21 protein-coding genes and 2 pseudogenes are annotated in these 23749 nt (G+C 35.5%); 16 read left to right on the top strand and 7 right to left on the bottom strand.

Going from position 1 to position 23749, the window contains the following annotated elements:
- Positions 1 to 15: 15 nt before the first annotated feature.
- The 4 genes from ATE47_RS03370 to ATE47_RS19010 all read right to left on the bottom strand — a co-directional run bounded on the left by ATE47_RS03370 (position 16) and on the right by ATE47_RS19010 (position 2479).
- Positions 16 to 840: a hypothetical protein gene (locus ATE47_RS03370; RefSeq protein ID WP_150114767.1), complete on the bottom strand. Its 825-nt coding sequence runs from the start codon at positions 838 to 840 to the stop codon at positions 16 to 18.
- Positions 841 to 852: 12 nt separating this feature from the next.
- A complete protein-coding gene (locus ATE47_RS19140; protein ID WP_185097120.1) occupies positions 853 to 1002 on the bottom strand; it encodes a hypothetical protein in 150 nt (49 codons plus the stop codon).
- 363 nt (positions 1003 to 1365) lie between these two features.
- Positions 1366 to 1605 (bottom strand): hypothetical protein, encoded by a 240-nt coding sequence (locus tag ATE47_RS03375; RefSeq protein WP_062160633.1) that lies wholly within the window; start codon positions 1603 to 1605, stop codon positions 1366 to 1368.
- Between the two features lie 631 nt (positions 1606 to 2236).
- Positions 2237 to 2479 carry a hypothetical protein gene (locus ATE47_RS19010; RefSeq protein WP_150114768.1) on the bottom strand — a complete coding sequence of 81 codons (243 nt, stop codon included), beginning with the start codon at positions 2477 to 2479 and terminating at the stop codon, positions 2237 to 2239.
- Between the two features lie 324 nt (positions 2480 to 2803).
- On the opposite strand from ATE47_RS19010, the gene ATE47_RS03385 reads away from it, so the two are divergent.
- The 16 genes and pseudogenes from ATE47_RS03385 to ATE47_RS03460 all read left to right on the top strand — a co-directional run bounded on the left by ATE47_RS03385 (position 2804) and on the right by ATE47_RS03460 (position 21786).
- Positions 2804 to 3055, top strand: a complete 252-nt coding sequence (locus ATE47_RS03385; RefSeq protein WP_062160635.1) for a hypothetical protein — start codon at positions 2804 to 2806, stop codon at positions 3053 to 3055.
- Between the two features lie 268 nt (positions 3056 to 3323).
- Positions 3324 to 4907, top strand: a complete 1584-nt coding sequence (locus tag ATE47_RS03390; protein WP_062160636.1) for a T9SS type A sorting domain-containing protein — start codon at positions 3324 to 3326, stop codon at positions 4905 to 4907.
- A gap of 5 nt (positions 4908 to 4912) precedes the next feature.
- A complete protein-coding gene (locus ATE47_RS03395; RefSeq protein ID WP_150114769.1) occupies positions 4913 to 8362 on the top strand; it encodes a hypothetical protein in 3450 nt (1149 codons plus the stop codon).
- Between the two features lie 6 nt (positions 8363 to 8368).
- Positions 8369 to 11776: a hypothetical protein gene (locus ATE47_RS03400; protein ID WP_062160638.1), complete on the top strand. Its 3408-nt coding sequence runs from the start codon at positions 8369 to 8371 to the stop codon at positions 11774 to 11776.
- Between the two features lie 7 nt (positions 11777 to 11783).
- Complete coding sequence (locus ATE47_RS03405; RefSeq protein WP_062160639.1) at positions 11784 to 15392, top strand: DUF6443 domain-containing protein; 3609 nt, start codon at positions 11784 to 11786, stop codon at positions 15390 to 15392.
- A 10-nt stretch (positions 15393 to 15402) separates the two neighbouring features.
- On the top strand, positions 15403 to 15870 hold the full coding sequence (locus tag ATE47_RS03410) for a hypothetical protein (RefSeq protein WP_062160640.1): 468 nt from the start codon (positions 15403 to 15405) through the stop codon (positions 15868 to 15870).
- Between the two features lie 382 nt (positions 15871 to 16252).
- Positions 16253 to 16441: pseudogene (locus ATE47_RS19510) on the top strand (RHS repeat-associated core domain-containing protein); the annotation flags it as partial.
- Between the two features lie 996 nt (positions 16442 to 17437).
- Complete coding sequence (locus tag ATE47_RS19015; RefSeq protein ID WP_150114770.1) at positions 17438 to 17866, top strand: hypothetical protein; 429 nt, start codon at positions 17438 to 17440, stop codon at positions 17864 to 17866.
- A 46-nt stretch (positions 17867 to 17912) separates the two neighbouring features.
- The gene (locus ATE47_RS03435; protein ID WP_062160645.1) at positions 17913 to 18170 is read left to right on the top strand and encodes a hypothetical protein; all 258 of its coding nucleotides are present in this window, start codon (positions 17913 to 17915) and stop codon (positions 18168 to 18170) included.
- 583 nt (positions 18171 to 18753) lie between these two features.
- Positions 18754 to 19020 (top strand): DNA methyltransferase, encoded by a 267-nt coding sequence (locus ATE47_RS03440; RefSeq protein ID WP_062160646.1) that lies wholly within the window; start codon positions 18754 to 18756, stop codon positions 19018 to 19020.
- Between the two features lie 424 nt (positions 19021 to 19444).
- Positions 19445 to 19792: pseudogene (locus ATE47_RS19345) on the top strand (thymidylate synthase); the annotation flags it as partial.
- Between the two features lie 57 nt (positions 19793 to 19849).
- Positions 19850 to 19984 (top strand): hypothetical protein, encoded by a 135-nt coding sequence (locus ATE47_RS19435; protein ID WP_257721520.1) that lies wholly within the window; start codon positions 19850 to 19852, stop codon positions 19982 to 19984.
- A 42-nt stretch (positions 19985 to 20026) separates the two neighbouring features.
- Positions 20027 to 20686 carry a hypothetical protein gene (locus ATE47_RS03450; RefSeq protein ID WP_062160647.1) on the top strand — a complete coding sequence of 220 codons (660 nt, stop codon included), beginning with the start codon at positions 20027 to 20029 and terminating at the stop codon, positions 20684 to 20686.
- A 341-nt stretch (positions 20687 to 21027) separates the two neighbouring features.
- On the top strand, positions 21028 to 21294 hold the full coding sequence (locus ATE47_RS03455; protein WP_062160648.1) for a hypothetical protein: 267 nt from the start codon (positions 21028 to 21030) through the stop codon (positions 21292 to 21294).
- Positions 21295 to 21307: 13 nt separating this feature from the next.
- Positions 21308 to 21451 (top strand): hypothetical protein, encoded by a 144-nt coding sequence (locus ATE47_RS19145; RefSeq protein ID WP_185097121.1) that lies wholly within the window; start codon positions 21308 to 21310, stop codon positions 21449 to 21451.
- A 92-nt stretch (positions 21452 to 21543) separates the two neighbouring features.
- A complete protein-coding gene (locus tag ATE47_RS03460; RefSeq protein ID WP_062160649.1) occupies positions 21544 to 21786 on the top strand; it encodes a hypothetical protein in 243 nt (80 codons plus the stop codon).
- A 539-nt stretch (positions 21787 to 22325) separates the two neighbouring features.
- On the opposite strand, the gene ATE47_RS03465 is transcribed toward ATE47_RS03460, so the two are convergent.
- The 3 genes from ATE47_RS03465 to ATE47_RS03475 are packed head-to-tail and all read right to left on the bottom strand — an operon-like array spanning position 22326 to position 23651.
- Positions 22326 to 22571, bottom strand: coding sequence for a hypothetical protein (locus tag ATE47_RS03465; protein ID WP_150114771.1), 246 nt, complete (start codon positions 22569 to 22571; stop codon positions 22326 to 22328).
- Positions 22572 to 22599: 28 nt separating this feature from the next.
- Positions 22600 to 23043, bottom strand: a complete 444-nt coding sequence (locus tag ATE47_RS03470) for a lipocalin-like domain-containing protein (protein ID WP_062160651.1) — start codon at positions 23041 to 23043, stop codon at positions 22600 to 22602.
- Positions 23044 to 23093: 50 nt separating this feature from the next.
- Positions 23094 to 23651 (bottom strand): hypothetical protein, encoded by a 558-nt coding sequence (locus ATE47_RS03475; protein ID WP_062160652.1) that lies wholly within the window; start codon positions 23649 to 23651, stop codon positions 23094 to 23096.
- Positions 23652 to 23749: the final 98 nt, after the last annotated feature.

The following is a 23749-nucleotide window of genomic DNA, read 5'->3' on the forward strand; positions in this document are numbered from 1 at the left end:
GCCCATAATCAGAGTTTACTGCCCCAGATATACAAAAATATAAGCGGATAAATATTTGGGCTGTAAATTTAATGCGGTTCCGGAACCTCCTGTAGAGATTGAGAACGTATGGGTATGAGCTCCGGCACTGGTTGTATTTAATGTAGTGAACCCATCATCTACTACGGTTTGTGTTGTGCTGCCCTCTGTGCTGTTTAGTGCACCATTTGCCCTGTCGTTATAGGTGTGGCTATGTGCTCCGGTAGTCTGTGTTACGATATTGGTGTAAGTAACGTTGGGAAGATTTGCTTGTGTAAGTGTAACAGAGGTGTTACCCGCTGTAGTGCCCAAGGTTTCCGTTCCTGATTTTGCTTTTAGAAAACGGTCGGTGCTGTTGGGAAGAGTAGTTGTAAACCCAACGGCAGCAGCATTGTTTCGCGCTGTAGATGAAAGTGTGGAAACTGCTCTGCCATTTAAAAGGTACCATCCGTCATGATCGTCCGGAGTGCTGCTGTATTTAATATCGCCTACAGTCGGTGCCTGAACTTCCATGCGGTTCCACGAGACTCCGTCATTATAATAAATTCCCGGACTTACACTTGTGAGATTGTTTACTGTTGAAGTATTTGTATTATAAACGGTAATTCCGGCAAGATGATTGGGGAATGGGCTGGGATTATCCGTTGCGGTTAATGATACTTTCGGCATCAGGAGACCCTTGTTTGGGTTTTCCGAATAAAGTTGCAAAATCGCATTATTGCTGGGAGTAGGATTTGCGGGTACTCCGCTTGTTATCATGACCTGTGCTTTGCAAACGAAGCAGATCGGAAGCAGGCCTAATATAGATATGAATTTTTTCATTTTTGGTAAGTGTTAATTTCCTAAATAGATAAAGTATTGAACTACCAGATGTTTGGGATAGCGTACAACAGGTGTATTGCTTCCTCCGCTGGCTACAGAAATAGTGTGGCTGTGATTTCCTGCTGCTTCCGTAGTTCTCGTTTCGGTATTGATAAACCGCACGGCAGCTAAGCCTCCGGCTGTGTAATTCCAATAGGTGGCACCTCTCTGTGTATAGGAGTGTACATGCGCTCCGCTTGAGCTGGTGTTTCCTGTAAAAGTAAGATTTGGAAGATTGGCACGAAGTATAGAATAAGAGTTTGAGCCTCCTAGCAGCTAAGGTCTCGGCATTATTCTTTCCCTTTATCATTCTGTCACCGGAATCCGGCAAAGCGGTTGTGAAACCTAGATTGACAGCAATGGCCTGTGCATTTACTGGTAACGCTGAAATGTTTCTTCCATTTAGCAAATACCATCCGTCATGATCGGCTGTGGATACGCTTGACTTTATATCTCCGGGTTTTGGAAGATCACCGCTGAAAGACATTAAAACCCATTTTGTACCGTCATTATAATATAATCCGGTATCACTTTGTTAGGTGGTGCTCCGGCTGCTGCTGTATTATAAACCCACATACCTTCCACATGGTTTGTGAAGGGGGAGGGTGAGGTGGTAGAGGTAAGGGCAGAGGTATTCATCAGAAATCCCTTATTATTGCTGTTGAGTTCTAAAATTGCAGAATTGGAAGGGTTGGAAGTTCCTATGCCGACTTGGGAGCTTATCATTATAAAAAATAACGTCCCTATCCATGTGTAAAAATATTTTGATTTCATTAGTTCCCTAGATAGATAAATACATTGGTAATAATATTCCCGGGCTCAAGAGGAACAGGCTGGCTGCTTCCGCCCAGAGAAAAGCTGAGTGTATGGTTATGGCTTCCCGAGCTCAAGACGTTACTTGCCAGTTGATTGTTGGCCGCAATTGGGTTATTGGTACCACCGGTCGCATTGATTGTTGTTGCAGGATTACGTATAGTTATGAGTATGATTACCTGTAACATTAGTAGTTCCTGTAAAAGTTACATTAGGCAGATTAGCTTGTGTTAACACAAAAGACTCTGCCCCGGCTGCTGTTGATAAAGTATCTGTTCCGCTGGTGTTTTTCAGAAAGCGATCCGCGGCATCAGGCAGATTGGCCGTAAATCCCAGGGCGACCGCTTTTGTTCTGGGATTTTCAGCTAAAGTGGTTACTGCCCTTCCGTTGAGAAGGTACCATCCATTGTGATCCGCCCCTTGAAAACTGTTTTTAATGTCACCTGTTTTCGGGCCTTTTGCTGTAAGTCTTATCCACGCAGTTCCGTCGTTATACTAGAGCCCGAGAACTACATTGAAGGGAGATGTACCTGCTGTTGCAGTATTAAAAACAATGATGCCGGCGGTATGAGAAGACAGCGGACCGGGGCAAATTGGTTGCCTGTAGGGCAATTCTTGTTAACAGAAACCCTTTGTCATTCGCTGCACTTTCTAAATGTAAAACAGCTTCGGGATGTATGGCCCCTGATGAATTGGATATTTTTACCTGCGCGGTAACTGTATTGAAGCTGAAAGGAAGTAGCAGCAATACTAAGCTACTCCTATTGTTAAGGCGTATTTTTTTCATGAAGTTTTTTTTTGAATAGCTTATTGTAGTTAAAATCTTATTGATATTGCTCCACTGGCAGACGACAAGTTTAATTAAAAGCCTGCATACTGCCATACTCCTGTATTTTGAGTCTGCCAGTGAACATATCATGAACGTTTTTTAAATAAAATGGAACGATCTTTTTTTCATGTTTAGTTTTATGTTCTTAGAATCTTTGCTATGATTATTTTTAACTATTTTCTTTTTTATAGTAAATTTTATAATGCAAAGTGATGGCTTTGTAGGATAAAATTAATTAATCATATTGTAGATATTTATCGATTATGCGGTAGATTTTTATCTATGATTCATGTAGGATATCGGCCGAACTTTGCTTTTATACCTTACTCCGCTTCTCCGGTTTATAGCACTCCAAAAGCAAGAGTTCATGCTTATCCCCAGGCTCTCCACCTGCAATTGGACAAAACCTGTGTCAAGGTAATTGAACTGATGCCTCAAGGGATGAATACCAATCTCCAGAATGATTGGTGCTGCCACCTGTCACAGCCAAATGATGGAGGTAAACAAACTGACAAATATAGTTATCACTTCTGAACGACAAGGCTAAGATCAAATCATTCCTGATAAATGTGGTGAAATTTCTGATCCACTTAACAAATTAATGAAATTAAGGCACCAAAAAACACGACAAGTTTTGGCGTTTTGCTGAAATATCTTTGTGATAAGATAATAGGAAAGGGTTAAGAAATAAAGGTGATAATATTCACATTAAGTTTTTGTAATAATTCTTTCTAACGTGATGTAAAAGAAATACTTTTGCAGTGATTTTTTATAGTAAACTATTAACCATATAAACACCAGAATGAAAAAATTCTACTCCAGTGCATTTTTCTTATGCACATTCCTGAGTCTAAGTGCTCAGGAAGTTCTTTGGCAGAAAGATATCAAATCTTCGACACAGGATTTTCTAAGCCAGGTTACTACAACCATTGATCAGCAGTACCTGATCTCAGGAAGTTCCATACAATCAAAAAAACTTTCTACAGAAAACAAGCAGAACAACGGCTACGATTTCCATGTGGTTAAATTAAACCAGCAGGGAGAAGAAGTCTGGGAAAAATTCTTTTCGGGACAAAACCATGATTTTTTGTCAGCAACAGTCAATACTCAGGAAGGAGGATTTCTTTTAGCAGGAACTTCTTATTCAGGAAAAGGACTGGATAAAAAGGATGAGTCCAAAGGAGGTTCGGATTTCTGGCTTATAAGATTAAATGAATTCGGTGATGAATTATGGCAGAAAACCATTGGCTCAGCCTCGGACGAAGAAGCAAGAGCTGTAATTCAGACGACTGATTTCGGATTCTTTGTGGCAGGTAATGTTCAGAATTCGGCTAAAGGTTACGGCTCCAAAGATGTTTTGATTGTAAAACTGGATAAAAACGGAGGCATAGCCTCTCAAATTATATTAGGTGGAAAAGGACTTGATGAAGTAGAGAAAATGATCCCTACCAAAGATGGCGGGGCTTTATTGGGAGTGTATTCACGCAGTGGAAAAGCTGCAACCAACAACCTTTCATCTGCAACCTCAAAACAAACTGAAAACTTCGGTGAAGGAGATTACTGGATTATTAAGCTTAATAAAGACGGAAAGGTAGAATGGGAAAAGAACTATGGAGGAAAAGGTGATGATCATCTAAGAACACTCGCTTTAACATCAACTGGCTTTTTAATTGGAGGAGAATCAAGATCGGAAAGGTCAGGCAATAAATCTGTAGGAATAGAAGAAGGCACAGATTTATGGCTGATTTCTCTTAATGGAAGAGGAGAAGAAATCTGGCAGAAATCTTATAATTTCAAGAACAGGGATGTTCTGATGGGAATGAGTATTATTACAAAGAGCCAGGATACAAGAACCAGGAATCAAGATATTACCACAGGAATATTGCTTGGCGGTTACACCCAGGCAGAGGGAAGAATTGAGAATGAAGATGAAACGTTTTGGATGCTCTATGTAGACCAGAATGGAAATAAGCAGTGGAGAAAGCATGTGAAGGGAGAATCCAGAAAAAAGGAGGAAAGGTTATCTGATATTAAATTAAACAGAGATGGTTCCATTATTCTGGCAGGAACCAGTGCAGAAGAGCTTGGGAAAGAAAACTGGAAGATTGTAAAGCTGGGAGATAAGCAGATTGATCAGTTAATAGAAAAACAAGATATTAAGATTTATCCGAATCCTGTATCGGATTATACGTATGTTGAAATTGGTTTTGATTTTAAAGAAGCTGATATTTTGTTGTATGATATGTCTGGAAGACAGTTGCAAAGTTTGAAAACCAAGAACAAGGTAACGAAGATCAATACCCAGCCTTTAATCCAGGGAGTTTATCTGATTACTATAAAAACTGATACGAATAAAACTGCTAACGCGAAACTGATTAAGAAATAACCAAGATGAAGAAATATATATTACTAATTTTTACAGTATTCTATGTGCTGGTGAATGCACAGGGAAATATAGGTAATCCAATTGCAGGTGAGATAAAGCCAGTTTCACTGCCATTAACTCCTGAAGGTTACTCACTTTTAAAATTTGATATCAATCCGGTTGATTTGAATACAGGAATTCCTGATATATCAGAAAATCTCTATTCTGTGAATGTTGATGCCAAAATAAATATAGACATAAATTTAAAGTATCATCCTTCAGGGATAAGAGTAAAGGAAATTTCAGGTCTTGTAGGCCAAGGATGGAATATCACTGCAGGCGGAGCTATTACAAGAGAAATTAACGGATTACCTGATGACAAACCTATGTTTGGAATCTTAGATAACGGTTATGAAAATGCACTAGCTCAATACGGACCTTCACACAATCAGACCATTAAATATTTATATAATTCTAAATATGGATTAGAAGATGTCGAATATGATGTTTTTTATTTCAATTTTTTAAACCATTCTGGAAGCTTTAAATTAAATAAGAACGGAAGCGGAGAGTATATTGGTAGAGGTGGAAATTACAAAATAACCTATGAAAGAAATGCTAACGATCAGAATAGAGTTTCTAAAATTACTATTATTGATGATGCAGGATATAAATATATTTTCGATAAGAAAACTCTAGATTCCAGAGTAATTAATAGAACATTGATATACGAAAATATGCATCAATGCATCTCTTATACCCCTTTGGAAGGAGCACTATTACCTTTGCCTTATGTGACATGGCACTTAAGTGAAATTCAAAATCAAAATAGTGAAGTACTATGTCAGCTATTATACGATGCATATACTGAGGTCTCCCCACCTTCTAAAGCAGAAGAGACTAATATAAGAGTGGATAATTCATATATTGCTGACCTAGGACAAGACGAACAGCCTATGCCAGAAGATGCGGATGCTTCTCAAAGCTGCACTCCTTTATTTTGTAATCATAGAAGTCTGCTTCCGCGTCATTCAAGTACTATAATTCAAAATGGTGCTGCGCTGGCATTAACTAAAATAAATATTGTAAATAAAGGAAGTATTGAGTTCAATATTAGTAACTATAAAATGCAGTCTATTTTGATTAAAAATAATTCTGGTTTTACAGTTAAGAAAATTGAATTTGATTTTTTATCTACAAGTAATGGAAGGAGTTTTCTAAAAAGCTTGCTGATTAAAGATAAAGACAACGTTCAGAAATACAAATATTCTTATGAATATGAATCTCCGGAGCTTCTGCCGGCGGTTACAACCGAAAATTATGACTTTTGGGGATATTTTAACAACAAAACCAATACTGACTTAGTAATATCCGGTAAGAATATTATATCAGAAAATAAATGGGCAGATAAAAATTATGTTCTTACAGGGACTTTAAAAAGAATTATCTTACCAACAGGAGGCATCAAAGAATTTACATTTGAATCCAATACCTATTCAAAAGAGTTAGTTAATCCCAACCTGGTTTATGATGTTGCTGAAAATAGAGATCCAAAAAGTTTTCATGTATCTAAACAAATTTTTAACGGAATAAACCCGAGCAACGGTAGTCCTATAACAAATACTTTCATCTACGTAAAAGATTTGCAAAAAATGAACATTCTTTTTGCAGCCTCTCAGTATCAAAATTTGGCGGATATTTCTGCAATATCTATTCAATTAACACCAATAGTATTGACACCGCCAGATCCTTCTCATCCAATGCTGGTACTTCAAGGTGAGATAGATAGTGCCCCTGAAGACAATTCTAAATCTAAAATTTCAATTAATTTAAATAACACAACAAGCCAGAGCGTTGAATTATATGGAAACGGATACTACAGGGTGTCATATCATCACAACGGTAATTTACAATATAATCCGGTTACTTATGATCTGGATGTTTTCTATTATAACCTTAAGGATAATATTCAGTATTTGTATGGTGGTGGAGTCAGAATAAAACAGATTAAAGTTAATGACGGAAACAGTAGTTATTCTAAAAATTATAATTATGGCAATCCTGACAATTCAAAACAATCCAGTGGAGAAATCATTAATACACCGGTTTTTACAAAACTTCATAACTATAATTGGTCTCAGGTTATCGGAAAGAGCCTGGCTGGTTATGGTATAATACCGGTTTCAACTCAATATTTAAGCGCTAATGAGTCTGGATATTCTTCTGTTAATGCGATAAGGGGAAGCTATGTTAATTATAAAAATGTTACTGTAAGTGATGATAAAGGAAAAATAGAAAATGTATTTACGGTATATTCAGATTATTCTGATATATCTTATGATGATATCTTTAATCCTACTTATAGATTTCACAATCAAGATTATAAAATTGGCTTACCTATTACTACTAAAATATATAATTCGAATAATAATTTATTAAAAAACACAAATAATGAATTTGAAATTCGTGATTTTACAGCTGATTTAAGAAGTAAGGTATATGATAACAACGGGGGCTGCTATTTACAAAATGGACCTTGGTCTTCCAGAATAAGTTCATACGACGCTTATATGTCAAATCTTAATAGTCAGCCATATCCTTCTTCTAATTGCGGAACAAATCCTATGTCTTCACTTTTGAGTTTAAACTCTTTTGTTAAATATGGGTTTAGTGGTGTTAAGAAAAATATTGAGACAGAAGCTTTCGGGAATAATAATATTGTAACAACTACTCAGAATGAGTACAATAACCAGGATTACCTTACAAAAAAAACGGTAACATCACCAGATAGCGATATTCAGGGAATCAACTATAACTACGCCCACGAAAAAGGCAACCAGTTAATGATTGAAAAAAACATTATTGGCATTCCTTTAGAGACCATTACAACCCAGACAACAAATGGAGTTACCAAAACTATATCAAGGGCAGAAACTGTTTATCCAACTTCAATTCCAACAGCGCAAGCTGGGAATCTTGTTTTACCATTATCGGTTAAGTCTTATGATCTTCAAAATCCAACGGTTTCTTCCACAGAGGTAACGTACGACAAATATGATTTGAAAGGTAATCTTCAGCAATACACGACAAAAGACGGAATTTCCACGACAATTATCTGGGGTTACAACCAAACCCAGCCTATTGCTAAGATTGTAGGTGCAAAGCTGTCGGATCTTCAACAATCAATGATTGATACTATTGTGAATGCTTCCAATACAGATGCTTCGGCAGCTCCAAACAATGATGAAACAGCTTTATTATCAGCATTAGATTCATTCAGGAACAATACGGCTTTATCAGGTTACCAAATAACTACCTACACTTATGATCCGTTGATAGGAGTAAGAAGTATTACGCCACCTTCAGGAATCAGAGAAGTTTACCTCTATGATACCGCCAACAGGCTTATGGAAATCAGAGAAGGAAACCAGACAGGAAAACTATTAAAAGAATTCAAATACAATTATAAAAACTAATAACTGATGAAAAATATAATATTTATAGTATTTTTCCTGCATCTATTTCTTCGATTTGAATATTGTTATTGTCAGGAAGCAGGATTTATTCCACCTAGCCCGCAATCATTCTCATTTGTTAAAGCAAGCAGTATTGTTTCTGAAAATGAGCATACAGGGTCAGTAAATGTTAATCTTCCATTATTTGAGTTTACATCAAATAAATTATCAACAGATATCGCTTTAGGATATAATGGAACAGGAATTAAGGTTGACGATTTACCTACAGATACAGGAATGACATGGATCATTGACGCTGGCGGGGTTATTACAAGAACTGTAAATGGACTAATTGATGAAGAGGGAACGCAGCGTATGAATAAAACGGAAAGTGAAATCATTTTAAAAACCACTTCTGATTGTGATGCAGATGAGGAAATCAGAACAGCATGTTATAATCCACAGCAGATTGATACAGAAAGAGATATTTTTGATTTTCGTTTTGGAGGAACATCAGGTTCGTTTTATCTTGACGAAAATTTTCTTCCGGTCTTTTTGAAGAATGATGCGGATGTTAAAATAAAAAATATTCTTCCAGCCAATGAAACCAATAATAGAAAATTTGTAGGGTTTGAACTTACAACAGCAGATGGTACAAGATATATTTTTGGTGGTAGCATTGATTTTGTTGAAACAACAGCATCTAAGGCAATGCCAGCAAATCCCCCAGGAAATTACGCCGTAACTTCTTTTTTCCTAAAGGAAATAGTACATATAAATGGAGAAAAAATAACCTTCTTATATAACGATACAGCATTAGAAGTAAAAAGTATTAGTGAGATACATTCGCGTTATCTCTATTCTTGTTGCCTTGGTACAGGTATAATGCCAGATCAGGATCCTGATTTGAGAATTGCTATTCAGAACCATTATACTAGAAATAAGAAAAGACTACAGCAGATAAGCAACAATCATAATTCTAATACGATTAATTTTTTATATTCCGAAAAAGCAAACTCTGATTTTGTAAAATATCTTTCGGGAATTGAATACCGAAAAGATACTGTTATTTTTCAGAAAGTAATTTTTGATTATCTTTTTGAGGATGCTTCTATTCCAAATAAAATTCAAAGGTTTTATCTTACAGGTATTAATTATTACAAAGGTAATTCAAATTTTGAGAAAAAGTTTCAATTTAATTATAATGATCCCTTAAACTTACCTAAAAGATTATCTTACAGCCAGGATATGTATGGTTATTATAATGGTAAGCAAAACCAGTCGTTAATTGCACAGTTTTTTGGAACGACTACGCCACCAAGCCCTTTCTATCAACCATCGATTTTAGCTACTTTCGGTGATCGCAGACCTGATCTTATGTATGCTACAAAAGGCGCCCTGAATGAAATTATTTATCCTACGGGTGGCAAAACTAAATTTGATTATGAAGCTCCGAATGCCAAAGCCGTTTTTACTACTGAAATACATATGGGAGAAGATATTTTCTCACCTGGTGGCACTTCTACTCAGATTCTTGAGAACTTGCATTTTGATCAGAGCATTAATTTTACTCTTACCACTTATTCAGCTCAGGGAAGTCAAAATCATATGAAACAAGCGATTTTTACCGTTCGTGATATGGATACAAATCAGCAAATATATAGTAATGGTAAAATTTATGGATATGAACCTATTGATTCAATTAATGGAATTTTTAATCTACAGAAGAATAAAAGATATAGTATTTCATTCACACCTAACGGGTCTGCAGATCTAAAGTTTACATACAGCCATAAAGATCCCATAGAGGATTTTGGTATACGATTAAGGTCAGTTTCAACTTATGCAAACGGCCTGATTAGCGAGTACAAAAGGTTCTATTATCGTCCTGCAGAGTTATATTTGCATAAAGAAGAAGAGTTTGGAATTCCGGAAATGAGTATTACTCCGAATGTACAAAATGTTACATTTCAAGAAACTCACGAGGGTTTGAGTGCGCCGGTATTTTATGGACTTCACAGTTCAAATAATACATCTGAGCTTTACAATAGCAGGCTACAGCAGCGATACAGGTTTGTAACTTGCAGCATTGGAGGAGATAACTTTGAAAACGGAGGATATCAAAAAACATTTAAAAAAGATTCTGAAGACATTCTTAAAAGGATTCAGCCGGCTTCTGCCGGTGGCGGTGGAGCCGGATCGCCATCAGCAGGTCATGGATATTCTGATTATATGAAAGGGCTGGTTAATTTCTTCGGATACATGCTTAATAATTTGTATTTTCCTTCTAAAGGCAACCGTTTATCTTTTAGTGGATCACTACAGAATGTAAAATACTATGTAAAAAAAGGGGGAAATATCTATAAAAGTAAGCAAGTAGCTTATCAAAACCGGTATAATATTCTTAAAACAAATGCTAATCTTTTTGTTTCGCAGACCTTTGATGACCCAACTAATGCTCTATGTGGATCTTCTTTTGTACCTCGTATCGCTAATTTCTACATATCAACTTACAAAAATTATACTGTTGATACTAAATTAGAAAAAGAGATTGTCACCGATTATATAGATGAGGTGCCATTGGGAAATTATACAGATTATGACAGCTATTTTGCAGCGCAGGACAGCATAAGTACTATTGAATCTTCTTACAGGAAGCTCATTACAAGGACGAATTATGAATATTCCGGAATGCCTACCCATAGTCAGGTCACCAAACAAACCGTTATCTCTCCAGAAAATAGTTTAGTGGAAACTGGCTATAAGTATGCTCATGAAAAAGGCAATCAGTTAATGATCAATAAAAATATGATTGGAATTCCTTTAGAGACGGTTATAGTAAAAAAACAGGATGTAAATGATAGTGGAAAGATCATCTCAAAAACAGAAACAGTTTATCCCATAAATCCAACTGAGGCAGATATGAATTGGGGTCTGGTACTACCATTATCCTTAAAATCCTATGATCTTCAGAATCCGACTGTTTCATCTACCGATTTAAGCTATGACAGGTATGATCCCAAAGGAAACTTACAGCAGTATACAGACAAAGACGGCGTTTCCACAACCATCATCTGGGGTTACAACCAAACACAGCCAATTGTTAAAATAGAAGGTGCAAAATTTAGAGATATTCCACAATCCATGATTGATGAAATAGTTACTGCTTCCAATACAGATGCTTCATCAGCTACAAACAATGATGAGTCCGCTTTATTATCAGCATTGGATTTATTCAGGAACAATACGGCTTTATCAGGTTACCAGATTACAACATATACTTACGATCCGTTAATTGGAGTAAGAAGTATTACCCCACCTTCAGGAATAAGAGAAGTTTACCTCTATGATACCGCCAACAGGCTTATGGAAATCAGAGAAGGAAACCAGACAGGCAAGCTATTAAAAGAATTCAAATACAATTATAAAAACTAATAAACTGATGAAAAAAATCTTAATTCCTATAGGAACTTTATTGGTATCAGGTTTTGCTTATGCCCAAAACCAGTCAAGTTCCACGGAAAATTACGTTTATTCAAAAACCTATTTAGATTATAACGGAACCACGCCTACCAAAACTTCAGAAACCGTACAGTATTTCGATGGTTTAGGAAGACCCAAACAAGTGGTTAATATCAAAGCATCACCACTGGGGAAAGACGTTGTCAGTCCAATTATTTATGATGGATTTGGGCGTCAGACCAGAGATTATCTTCCCGTACCACAGCAGGGAACAAATAATGGAGCAATATATTCTCAAACACAGGGTTTAGTAGATTTTCCTATTGGAGATCCCACCAATACCTATATCAATGAAAAAGCATTTTCCGAGAAAGTATTGGAAAACTCACCTCTGGATAGGGTTTTGCAACAGAAACAAGTTGGATCGGCATGGCAAACCAAACCTGTACAATTTGGCTACGATGCTAATATTGATGGTGAAGTAAAGAAATATATAGCAACATTTAATTATACTACATTTACATCAAGCCTTAGCCTTTCTTCAACAGGATATGCAGCAGGCCAGTTGTATAAAAACACGGTTACAGACGAAGATGGCAACCAGACTATAGAATTCAAAAACGGACGGGGACAGGTTTTGCTGGTAAGGAAAGTGAACGGAACAGAAAATGTTGACACTTATTACGTTTATAACGATTACAATCAATTGGCGTTTGTAATTCCGCCGTTGGCTACTTTAGCAGCAGATCCTAATACGGTGCTTAATGATTTGTGCTATCAGTATATATATGACGGCAGGAACAGATTGGTTGAAAAGAAGCTTCCGGGCAAAGGCTGGGAATATATGGTGTATAACAAGGCTGATCAATTAGTGATGAATCAGGACACAAACCTTAAATCTCAAGGCAAGTGGCTGTTTACAAAATATGACCAGTTCGGGAGAATTATTTATACGGGAATTACCAATAATACAAGCTCAAGGCAAACTCTGCAAACCGTTGTTACAGCTGCTATTTATACATTTGAAATTCGTAGTGCCGGTTCTTTTACCATAAGCGGAATGCCAATTTATTATACGAACCATGCTCTTCCAGGAAGTTTGTCACAGGTTTTAAGCATCAATTATTACGATTCTTATCCAGCATATACTTTTAATCCTTCTTTCCCAACGGATATTTTAGGAGAACCTACTTTAACAGGTACTCCTACAACGGAAGGATTAAGCACCAAAAGCCTTCCAGTGATGAGTCTGGTAAAGAATATCGAAGATGATAACTGGACGAAGAATTACACCTATTACGATAAAAAAGGAAGAGCTATTGGGTCTTATTCCATTAACCACCTGGGAGGTTACACAAAAATGGAATCAAAACTTGATTTTGCAGGAGTTGTTTTAAATACAAATACTTATCACCTGAGAAAACAAGGTGAAATCGGAGTAACAGTAAAAGAACGTTTTGTATATGACAATGGAAACAGATTGACACAGCATTACCATCAGGTTGACAGTAAACCCGAAGTTCTTTTAACAGAAAATTCTTATAATGAACTTTCCCAGCTTATCAATAAAAAAGTGGGGAACAATCTTCAAAGTATTGATTATGCCTACAATATCCGTGGCTGGATGACCGATATTAATAAGGCCCAGATGAGCCTGCCTGATTTGGGAGGTAAATTATTTTCCTATAAGATCAGGTACAATGAAAAAGTGGGAATTACCAATCCGGATCCTGCTCAATTTACAGGAAAAGATGTTGTAGCGAGATATAACGGAAATATTGCAGAAGTAGACTGGAGAACCTCAGAGTTCAATTCATCGCTGACACCAAAAAGATATGGTTATGTTTATGACAAATTGAACAGGCTAACTGCAGGATATTATCAAAACCCGGATAATCCCTACAACAAAGAAAGCACGGAATCTCTGTCCTATGACCTGAATGGTAATATCTCGAGTCTTTACAGAACCTCAATTCCTGAATTTGGCAATACTACATCTACGGTAATTGATAATCTGGAATATGTTTATAATGAGGGGAACAAAGTTTCAATGATCAATGATCACTCACAAAACCCTTCAGGCTATGAAGGCGGCGGAGGCAGTATTCATTATGATTTGAACGGGAATATGGATATCATGCCGGATAAGAATATTAATAAGATCACTTACAACTTTTTGAATCTTCCTAAAAAGGTAGAATACACAGGAGCAACAGTTGGGATCGATTACCTGTACAATGCCGCAGGTATCAAGCTTCAGAAAAAATCACCAAGGACAGAATGTGGCATAGTGAACTGTAACAGCTGGATTGATGTTACGGATTACCTTGACGGTTTTCATTATTTATCTGCTTTAGGTTCAGGAACCGGTGGCGGAGGGGGTGGCTCCAGCGATATGCGTTCTTTTTCAGAACAGACATCAAGGGCAATGGAAATGCAGGCATATACTGTGGATCAGTTAAATACCACCAATACGGTAACCACATTAGCTCAAACACCTGATCTTCAGTTTTTCCCGACAGCAGAAGGATTTTACGATTATAAAAAAGATCTGTATATTTACCAGTATAAAGATCACCTAGGTAATGTAAGGGTAAGTTTTACAAAAACCGGGACAGGGCTTTTACAAGTGGTGGACAATAATGATTATTATCCATTCGGGATGAACCATTTTGGAACCGGCAGTGCAATGTTTGGAACCGGAAGCTATAAGAATTATAAGTACAACGGAAAGGAGTTACAGGAGACCGGAATGTATGACTATGGCGCAAGATTTTATATGCCGGATATTGGAAGGTGGGGTGTCGTAGATCCGCTGGCGGAACAATATCGCAGACACTCGACTTATAATTATGCAGTAAACAATCCTATACGTTTTATTGATCCGGACGGTCGTGGTGTTGCAAGTACCGGTGTGAGAGAGAATAAAGATGGCACCTATACTGTTGTAAGCGCAAAAGATGATGGAAATACTGGAATTTATCGAGCAGATGATAAAGGTAATTATGATGTAGAAACCTCAGATCATATTGCTAATTCTTTAACTCCCCGTTCTTTTATGGGAGACGATAACAAAGCGGTTGAAGGCGCTGTAATAAGCTTTGGAGATTTGAGTGGTAATGACTTTCTTAATGACTTGATGGGTCCTAATGAGCCTAATATTATTAATTATATGAAAAATGGTGTAGGTGGTGCAAAATATGATTTCAAAACTAATGGTCCTAATGGAGAAGTAAATGGTATTCAAGAAATTCCTAAAGAAGAAAGAGCAGCCTACACTTATCGAGGTGTTTTATTTTCTGTAGACACAGGAGATAAAGCAGATAATGTTGCTGTTGTAGCTTCAGCTAGGGACGTTGGAAATTTTGCAGCGGGATATATTGCAGGAAATAATGGTTTAACTTGGGGAACAGGAAGATTAGGATTTGATGCTCTTCAAAGTTGGCAACAAGGTGGTTTAGCTACTGAAGGACAAACAACCCAGCAAGCACAAAAAGTAGGACATACTCTCGGACATAAAAACTATAATAATAGACGTGCTGCAGTTTACAAGACTCAATCTTCAAATCCATTACGCGGACCTAAATAACATTGATTATATGAGAAAAATATTTAAAATCCTTATTGTATTGGTTTGTGTTATTGCAGGGTTGTTTCTTTGGTTTGACCAAAGCCGTTCCTTTTTTAAAGCAACCAATGGAGAATATATTACTATGTGGAAAAGATACGGAGGAACCTGTTACCTTATTCCAGGCAAATATTATGGGATAACAAAGCCTAATAATGATTATGTTGAAACAGAGAATAAAAATGAATATGTAGATTTTTTATGGTTTAATAATAAATCTAATTATTTACTATATAGCGGAAATGTTACGGATAAAATTTATAACACGGATAATGCAGATTTTAGAATAATCAATTATTTGAACGATAAGCAAAAAAATGATAGCTTATTTACGGAAAAAAAGGGGCATTATTCTCATTATAAAAAAGGAGTAGCTCGTTTAAGCATAAATATATTAGAAGGTTACGCTTCTGATGGAACGGGTAAAACCCAGAGATAAACAAATAGAAACCGCCATTCTTTCGAGTGGCGGTTTTTTTATATTCCTTGTAAAGCGTTAGTAAGCGTATTTTTCAATCTTTTATTAGAAACCGCCATATCAATATTTAATATCCTTCTATATCTAAAGATAAAAAAAGATAAAAGTATCTTTAACAATCTTCTTATTTTGCAAATAAAAACATTGTCTGCTAAACTTCATCTATCTTATTTGACATTAATTGTTTTTTTTCAATTGAAATAAAAAAATAGCGGAAAACCTTTTTATTTTTCAACTGAAAATCTTTACTTTTGAGAAAGCGAGCAAGCGAAGAAGTTCAAAGCGTAAAGCCTCGCGCGAAAAAAACCGGAGTAGGAAGTTTTGGAAAATGTGAGCGGGATTGTACAATTACAAGTACAATGGCAAAGAATTGCAGGAGACAGGGATGTATGATTATGGAGCAAGGATGTATATGCCTGACTTGGGAAGGTGGGGTGTAGTGGATCCACTGGCAGAAACTTCGAGTAGGTGGTCACCTTATACTTACGCTTTTAATAATCCAATTAGGTTTATTGATCCGGATGGTAGAGAGGGAAAAGACTGGTACGAAAATAATTTAACAAAAAATATTGAATGGCATGATGGTAGTGCTGAAAGAGAAGGTGAGACTAACCTCACTCAGAAAGCAGAAGGAAAACCAATCGCTGTAATAGAAAAAGATGGCTCTGGAAATGTCACGAATACCAATATGCTTAATAATGATGGAAGTATCATTCGAAATGGTGAAACAATCACTAATGGTTATTCTGTAACAACGGTTGCTGATAGAACAATAACTTCTCGGCAACCCTGGGAAGCAATCGTAAATGCGGATGGTGGAGAACCAGGCAAAGGAGGGAATCCAGGATTTAGATTTCCAGATTATTATACAGCAAATGTCAGTATTGCAATACCTAATCCTCTTACTGCTTCATTTGTTGGTTGGAATGGAACTCTTACGGTTGATAGAAACTTTACTGTTTATGCCTCTCCTCTTGGAGCAAGTGTAGGAAAATCAGCTAGCTTATTCTCAGGGAGTTTAACAGCAAATTGGGTAAATCAATTAAAGACGCCCACAGGATCACAATTAAATAGTTTTTTAAGTGGTCATGGATATAGTATAGGAGGCGGTAATATAGTAGGAGGCGGAGTTTCATATTCTCCAGGAAATGGAACGGCTACAAGTTTAGGTTTTTATACTCCTCAACTTGGCGCTTCATATAATTACACTCCTAATAAGTTTATTTTTAATAAATAATAATATGGATATTTCTTATATTTTAACAATTATTTTCATGATATTAATTTTAATTTTGGGAATAGTAGGTATATATTCTCCAAATAAAATTGTTAATTATTATTTAAGGTATACAAAAAACCACCCAAAAGTTATCGAAATAATAAATAAAAGTTGGTTTTACCAAAGCCTTAAAATAAGCTCTGTTTTATTAATTCTTTATTCAATTACAATAATATTTTTAATAATTAAAAAAGTGTTATTATAAATATACTATATAGGAACCCCACCGCTGGCGCGAGCGTCCCGCTCGTGCCCAGTATAAAAATAACCCACTGTGATTACGGTGGGTTTATTGCTATCTGTAGTTCCAACCCAGATGAATTTACACTGATTCCATTTTTTGATCCAGATGGTAGAGATTGGACTATAACAGAAACTTATAATAAAAAAACGAATACAACCAACTATCATTTAACTTTTACAGGAGCTCTATTGAATAGTTCTTCAAATAAGAAAATTGATATGAAAAAGTTTGCTAGTAGTATACAATCACAAACTGAAGCAATTTTTGATAAAATTGGTAATAATCCAAATGTTACAATTTCGTCAAGTATTAACATCAGAACTATAGAGGATAAAGATGATTTAAAAAGCACAGATACATTGATTGAAATAAAAGATTCTAATTCTAAAGATTTTGATGTTTATAAAAATGAAAAACCGAAGTTCCCGGAATAGCTATGAGTGGAAAAGAAATTTCTGTAAATGAGAATATGTAGCAGATATGATTAGTGGTAAAAACAGCAAAACTATGCCACATGAGATAGGTCATACAGGAGGATTGCAACATCCTGCTATGTCAACAGATGCTTCTTGGTTTGGACCTGCGGAGAGGTTTGTTACAAAGGAAAACAATTTTATGATACAAGGGAGTATAGCAAATCCATCTGGTCCTAATGTACGTCAAGTAAATAGAATGTATAGATTGTATAAAGCTGGTAAACTGAATAATAAAAAAATTAATCCTGTTAATGAAAGATGAAAAAATTAATTTTAGTCCTATTTTTTAATTATTTTTTCTTGTAAAGAAAAAATAAATTTAGGTGAAAAAAAATAGCTTATTCAGATTTATCTGAACCTAATGAAAATATATATAGAGAGAGTTACTATCTTATTATCCGGCAGTAGATAAAAATCAATCGAACTTATATGTTGTAAAAAACATCCATAATAATGATATTTTATTTGTAGTTGATAAAGATACTCTTCCAGTTTCTGATTTTATAAAAAATTATAATGGAGTTGAGAACACAGCTATAATACTGAGAAAAGCTAGTTTAAAAAATAAGGATGAATATTTAATAAATTTTCCATTAAATAGCAATTTATCTAATAAAAAATGTATTTAGGAGAGCTCATTAGACTAATTGATTAGCTTCTCCTCGCTCCCGCACGAATCCTTTCGTGTGTCAGATAAACAAAAACCCATCGCAGACTCATAAGAGCTTGGAGCTCCTATTTATGTCTTTCATGCAGATTCTGAAGGAGCAAACTTTAGATCCGCTTTTAAGGCTTCCGGCTTTAAATTATCTCAATGCTTGGTATGGATTAAAAATTCCATTGTGATGGGAAGACAGGACTACCACTGGAAGCATGAGCCAATACTTTATGGATGGAAAGAAGGAGCTTCTCATTCTTGGAATTCTGACAGGAAACAATCTACAGTTTTAGAATTTAATAAGCCCTTGAGAAACGCAGAACATCCAACTATGAAGCCTCTGGATATCGTTTCTTATCTGATAAAAAATTCATCAAAACAAAAGGATATCGTAGGAGACGGTTTCCTCGGTTCTGGATCTACATTGATAGCGTGTGAGATGACTTGGAGATAATGCCGCGGTCTGGAATTGGATCGGCGCTTTGCTGACGTCATTGTAAAACGCTGGATAAATACATGGAAGATAATAATCTTGAGTTTGAAATCAGAAGAAATGGGGAAAAGTTAAATATAGAAGAAATAAAATGAGGATTAATAAATATCATAAAATTTTAAATAAAATTCTTGTAAAAGGCAAAGTTCAGGAAAATAAAAAAGGACGAATAACTTACCTGATTAATGAAAAAAATAGAATTAAAGCCAATAGATCTGCTAGAACTGTTTGAGGGACATGGGTTGGCTAAAAAGAGCTCAAAGATGAACTGCAGCTGTTTATGTCCGGAGAAAGATTAACAGATGAATACCGTAGTAAAGGAATTTAGTGGTGGGATTATTGTGGTCCTACCTTAGTTAATAGTTACCCAACCTATTTTGAGCAGTTACCTCCGTTAATTAAAAAAATTAATAAGGAAAAACGAAATTCAAAAAATTATGTTTTGTTTTTAGGATCAAACAATACAGAAAGCAACCAGCTGCCATGTTTATCTCTTATACAATTTCAAGTAGAAAAGGGAAAATTAGTAATCTCAGCATATCAAAGAAGTTCTGATGCAAGTTTAGGGCTTCCAAGCGATATTTATCATTTATATCTTATTAGCAAACAAATTGATTTACCTGTTAAAAGTATTACTTTATTCTTGGGAAATGTCCATATTTATGAAAATAACATTTCAGAAACAAGGGTGCTTCTAAGCGGTGAATCTGCAAAATTCAGTTTAAATGTTTGAAATTCCGATAGTTTTCTATTAAACAAATTGTAAATTAGTCGCAAAAAATTAATAACAATGAACATTTTTATTAGCTGGTCAGGAGACACCAGCAAACAAATTGCAGAAGAATTGAAAAATTGGCTGCCATTAGTAATTCAATCAGCAAATCCATTTTATACACCTTCAGATATTGAACCTGGGCAAAGATGAGATGGTGTAATAAATCAAAAATTATCTGAGTGTTCTTTAGGTTTGATTTGTTTAACTCAAAATAATACAGAGAAACCATGGATACTTTTTGAAGCGGGCGCTCTTTCAAGCAGTCTGGATAAATCACGCGTCTGCCCTATATTGTTTGGTGTAAAAAAATCTCAAATTACAGGCCCTTTATCTGGTATACAATTAACTGAATTTACAAAATCAAGTTTTTTTCAATTAATTCAAGCAATAAATAAATTCTCTGAAGATAAAATAATAGAAGATAAAATTCTTAAAAAATCTTTTGATGCATTTTTTCCAGATTTAGAAGAAAAAATAAGGGAAATATTGGAAAGCCAAGATTCAACGACAACCACTGCAACTATTCCTGAACGGTCAGAAAGAAATATATTAGAAGAAATTTTGGATTTAGTTCGTAAACAAAATCAATCTCAACCAGCTATTTCTGGCCACACATTATTACCTCCGCCAAGATTTGGTACTGGTGCTACTGGGCCAGTTCTTATAGATAATAATGAATGGAACCCTGGTGATTTGATATTTGACCAAACTCACGGTGTAGGAAGAATTGTTTCAATAAATGAAAGTAATATGGGAACAATGATTAAAATAAGGTATAATAATGGTATTGAGGTTGGAATTGATGAAAATAGTATGAAATTAAGTGGCATTGTAAAAGCATATAAACAATAATCATAAATACTCAAAATTTTGAAATATCTTAATATTACATTTTATATTTTAATTTTTATTTAAATATTACATTTCCATTAAGTATTGTAATAATCTATATTATAGCTGGTTTACAAAATTACACTTTAACTGCTATTACTAATAAAGGGTCAACATCTGCTGACCCTTTTTTTATCCTAATTTTTGAATTTGGGAAAGGTAGGACATTCAAAAAACTTTCCACTCCAAAGATATAAAAAATGTCCTTTCACCAGCTTTTTAATGAAGATATTTTCGTTTCATGGATATCGTTAAATACTCTAAGGACAATACCTTTCAGAAGATAAAAGCATGGTATATAGATGAAACATCTGTGGATCTTTCTCCAGCAGAAGAGGAAAGAAAAAAACAGGTTAAAATACATCTGGGCACTTAGGTACGAGAATAAGTATTCAAGAGGCCAGGCAATCAAAATTATTGAAAGGGACTATAAAGTTTCCCAGGCTACTGCATATCATGACTATTCTTTGGCTATGGAGCTGTTTGGCAGTATGGAACAGGTAGATGTAGCTACTGAAAGGATGATTCTGGCCGAAAGTTATTTAAATATATATCAGTTCCGGATATGACATTCGAGACCTGGTGAATACTATTAAAAACTGGAGGAATTATGATCTTTCATTTGATGGCAATGTTGCAACAATGAACCGGATTGTAGTTGATAAGCTTAAGGAACCGGAAGACTTTCGAGAATTTGAAGTTGATGATCCGGAGCAGGAACGATAAAAGATATTTTAATATTAAATTTCCGGATGTTGAAGGTTTGAAGTTGGATTCTGTATTTTTTAATGAAAATGGATATCAGCTAAACAAATCTGTTGCCAAAAGACACAACTGAAATTGTGATTAATGGTTTTTGCCTTCCGTTAGAAGTTTTAAGAGCTGTAACAACAGCAAGAGCTTATGATGAAAATGGTGCTCTGATGCTCGTATATTACGAAGGCTTTGATCAGAACGGGGATAATCATGCTAAAAATCCAAAGTTTAAGCGGATTAAAAAAAGAACATTTCTAAAATTCGGGCACAATTTTGGGCGCAAAAATAAAAAAGAGAAAATGTAATTATCTTATTTTCAATAATATAAAAGTTCTCTTTTTATTAAATTAGTGACCAAGACGAGCGTATCTTCAAACACTTTTATCGATGATTTGTTTCGATTAAGTCAAATTAAAAATGAATTATATCCCTCCAATTTATCAAACAAATTCTATTAGACTTTTGTTGAATGCAATTTAGTTTTCAAAACTTGTAGAAATTACTATTGGAATAGTAAGTGTTTATTTGGCTGTTTCTGTCTTGTACCCATAACCGAAGAAATATCGAAACATTTGGTGGAAGATTTGGAAAGAATTTTAGAAATTAATAATCCTGTCATGTGATCTTGACGAGCGTCTATTCAAACTCTTTTGTCGATGATTTAATTCGTTTGAGCCAAATTAAAAAAGATTTAAGCAATTCCAAATTTAGAATTTAACTTTTTATAGTTATGATTTCTTTGCAAAATGATTTAAATATTTGAAACAATCGAAGTTGGAATCGTTTGACTTCAATTGGTTTCTCTGTTTTCATAAAGATTTTAAGAAGAATATTTAATTTGTATCTAGTTAATAGATTTTATAAAAAGACGAAACTTGGTACATTCAAGTATATCGTTGCCTCCTGGAATTTCGGCGGAAGCTCCTTCCGGTGCAGGATAATTTCTTTCACGCTGAAAAACATCGGAACGGTTGAGTCCGGCTGCCTTCACTTCGATTAAGACTTCGTCTCCGGAAATTTCGGGAGTAGAGTAATCCTGTAATTCCAATACATCAGGACCTCCAGGTTTTGTAATAACGATTGCTTTCATTTTTTTAAATTTTAGTATCACATTCATTTCAAACTCTCTTCCAGGTCAGTTGATGAGTAACCAACCGGGAATTGTTGGTGAACGCTTTCTCGCTTTCAAGATGCAGAAAACCATCTTTAAAGATAACATTTCTATTCTGCGTTTGCCCTGTCCAGTTAGGAAAAAGTGAGATGTACATCGTGTGGCTCACCAACTGTTTTTCATCGTCCGTTTTGAACGGTCCTGAATACGCAAGATAGATCGATCCTTCTTGTATATATTCTTCCGGCGTGGCATTGGTCCAATGTTCCTGATGAAAGTTTTCCCGATGCGTATCCATAATTTGTGCCGACATAAAACCTTCAGGATTGTAAATAATAAGTCCTTTAGGATTTTCGCCCATCGGATGCGTGATTTCTCCGCCGTTGACAGGAACTTCGATGAGTTCTACCAAAGTCCAGGTTCCTAATAGTTTTTCAAAAAGTGTTTCCATAATTTTAAAATGAAATGAGCGTACCGAAATACGCCCATTATGTTTTTGAATTAGAAAGGTTGATTGTATTTTCCGGTCAACGCTTTGTTTTCGATGCTTTTTGCAAAGTTGGGCGTTTCTTCGTGGTTGTGGGCGTCGGAAGCGGCTTGTCTGGAAGCTGCGGCATCAGCAAGATTCAAGTTGTGTTCTTTTAAATATTCAAACATTTCGGGAGTGGCTGTTGCGTGAATTTCGTTGGTGTACAAGGTCGTGTTATCATCAATTTTAGTGGCTTTCAGTTCCCATAAAACCTGAACTTTTGTACGGCCACCTTTGGTAATTGAATCTGAGATGGATAACATTCTGCAGTAATCAGGACGGTGCTCTACCGCTACATAATGCTGAACCATCAAAGCATCTCCGATTGTTTCGACGTTTAAAGAAACCGGTTCGCCATCATACGTGGTAGAAATGGCTGCTCCGATGTGTTGCGTAGAGCATCTTTGATATTCTGCATCGGGAAGATTTAATAACCAATCTGCGATGTTAACTTTTTCGATTGGGGCATTGATAATCGCTGTAACGGTAGAGTGAGACAATGCATTTTCTGGTGTTTGAATAATTTCCATAATGTTTTAATTTTAAGTGTTTAAATTAAGTATTTGATTTATTTGATGGTGTAAAGCTACATTCAACAAATTTCAAAATCAATTGGCGTTCGATGAAT

The organism is Chryseobacterium sp. IHB B 17019 (assembly GCF_001456155.1).
In the GTDB taxonomy this organism is placed as follows: domain Bacteria; phylum Bacteroidota; class Bacteroidia; order Flavobacteriales; family Weeksellaceae; genus Chryseobacterium.

Bases quoted from the DNA above. Each gene is read 5' to 3' on its own strand.
- ATE47_RS03370 (WP_150114767.1), bottom strand. From the start codon at position 840: ATGAAAAAATTCATATCTATATTAGGCCTGCTTCCGATCTGCTTCGTT.
- ATE47_RS03375 (WP_062160633.1), bottom strand. From the start codon at position 1,605: ATGATAAGCTCCCAAGTCGGCATAGGAACTTCCAACCCTTCCAATTCT.
- ATE47_RS19010 (WP_150114768.1), bottom strand. From the start codon at position 2,479: ATGAAAAAAATACGCCTTAACAATAGGAGTAGCTTAGTATTGCTGCTA.
- ATE47_RS03385 (WP_062160635.1), top strand. From the start codon at position 2,804: ATGATTCATGTAGGATATCGGCCGAACTTTGCTTTTATACCTTACTCC.
- ATE47_RS03390 (WP_062160636.1), top strand. From the start codon at position 3,324: ATGAAAAAATTCTACTCCAGTGCATTTTTCTTATGCACATTCCTGAGT.
- ATE47_RS03395 (WP_150114769.1), top strand. From the start codon at position 4,913: ATGAAGAAATATATATTACTAATTTTTACAGTATTCTATGTGCTGGTG.
- ATE47_RS03400 (WP_062160638.1), top strand. From the start codon at position 8,369: ATGAAAAATATAATATTTATAGTATTTTTCCTGCATCTATTTCTTCGA.
- ATE47_RS03405 (WP_062160639.1), top strand. From the start codon at position 11,784: ATGAAAAAAATCTTAATTCCTATAGGAACTTTATTGGTATCAGGTTTT.
- ATE47_RS03410 (WP_062160640.1), top strand. From the start codon at position 15,403: ATGAGAAAAATATTTAAAATCCTTATTGTATTGGTTTGTGTTATTGCA.
- ATE47_RS03435 (WP_062160645.1), top strand. From the start codon at position 17,913: ATGATTAGTGGTAAAAACAGCAAAACTATGCCACATGAGATAGGTCAT.
- ATE47_RS03440 (WP_062160646.1), top strand. From the start codon at position 18,754: ATGGGAAGACAGGACTACCACTGGAAGCATGAGCCAATACTTTATGGA.
- ATE47_RS19435 (WP_257721520.1), top strand. From the start codon at position 19,850: ATGAACATTTTTATTAGCTGGTCAGGAGACACCAGCAAACAAATTGCA.
- ATE47_RS03455 (WP_062160648.1), top strand. From the start codon at position 21,028: ATGAAACATCTGTGGATCTTTCTCCAGCAGAAGAGGAAAGAAAAAAAC.
- ATE47_RS03465 (WP_150114771.1), bottom strand. From the start codon at position 22,571: ATGAAAGCAATCGTTATTACAAAACCTGGAGGTCCTGATGTATTGGAA.
- ATE47_RS03470 (WP_062160651.1), bottom strand. From the start codon at position 23,043: ATGGAAACACTTTTTGAAAAACTATTAGGAACCTGGACTTTGGTAGAA.
- ATE47_RS03475 (WP_062160652.1), bottom strand. From the start codon at position 23,651: ATGGAAATTATTCAAACACCAGAAAATGCATTGTCTCACTCTACCGTT.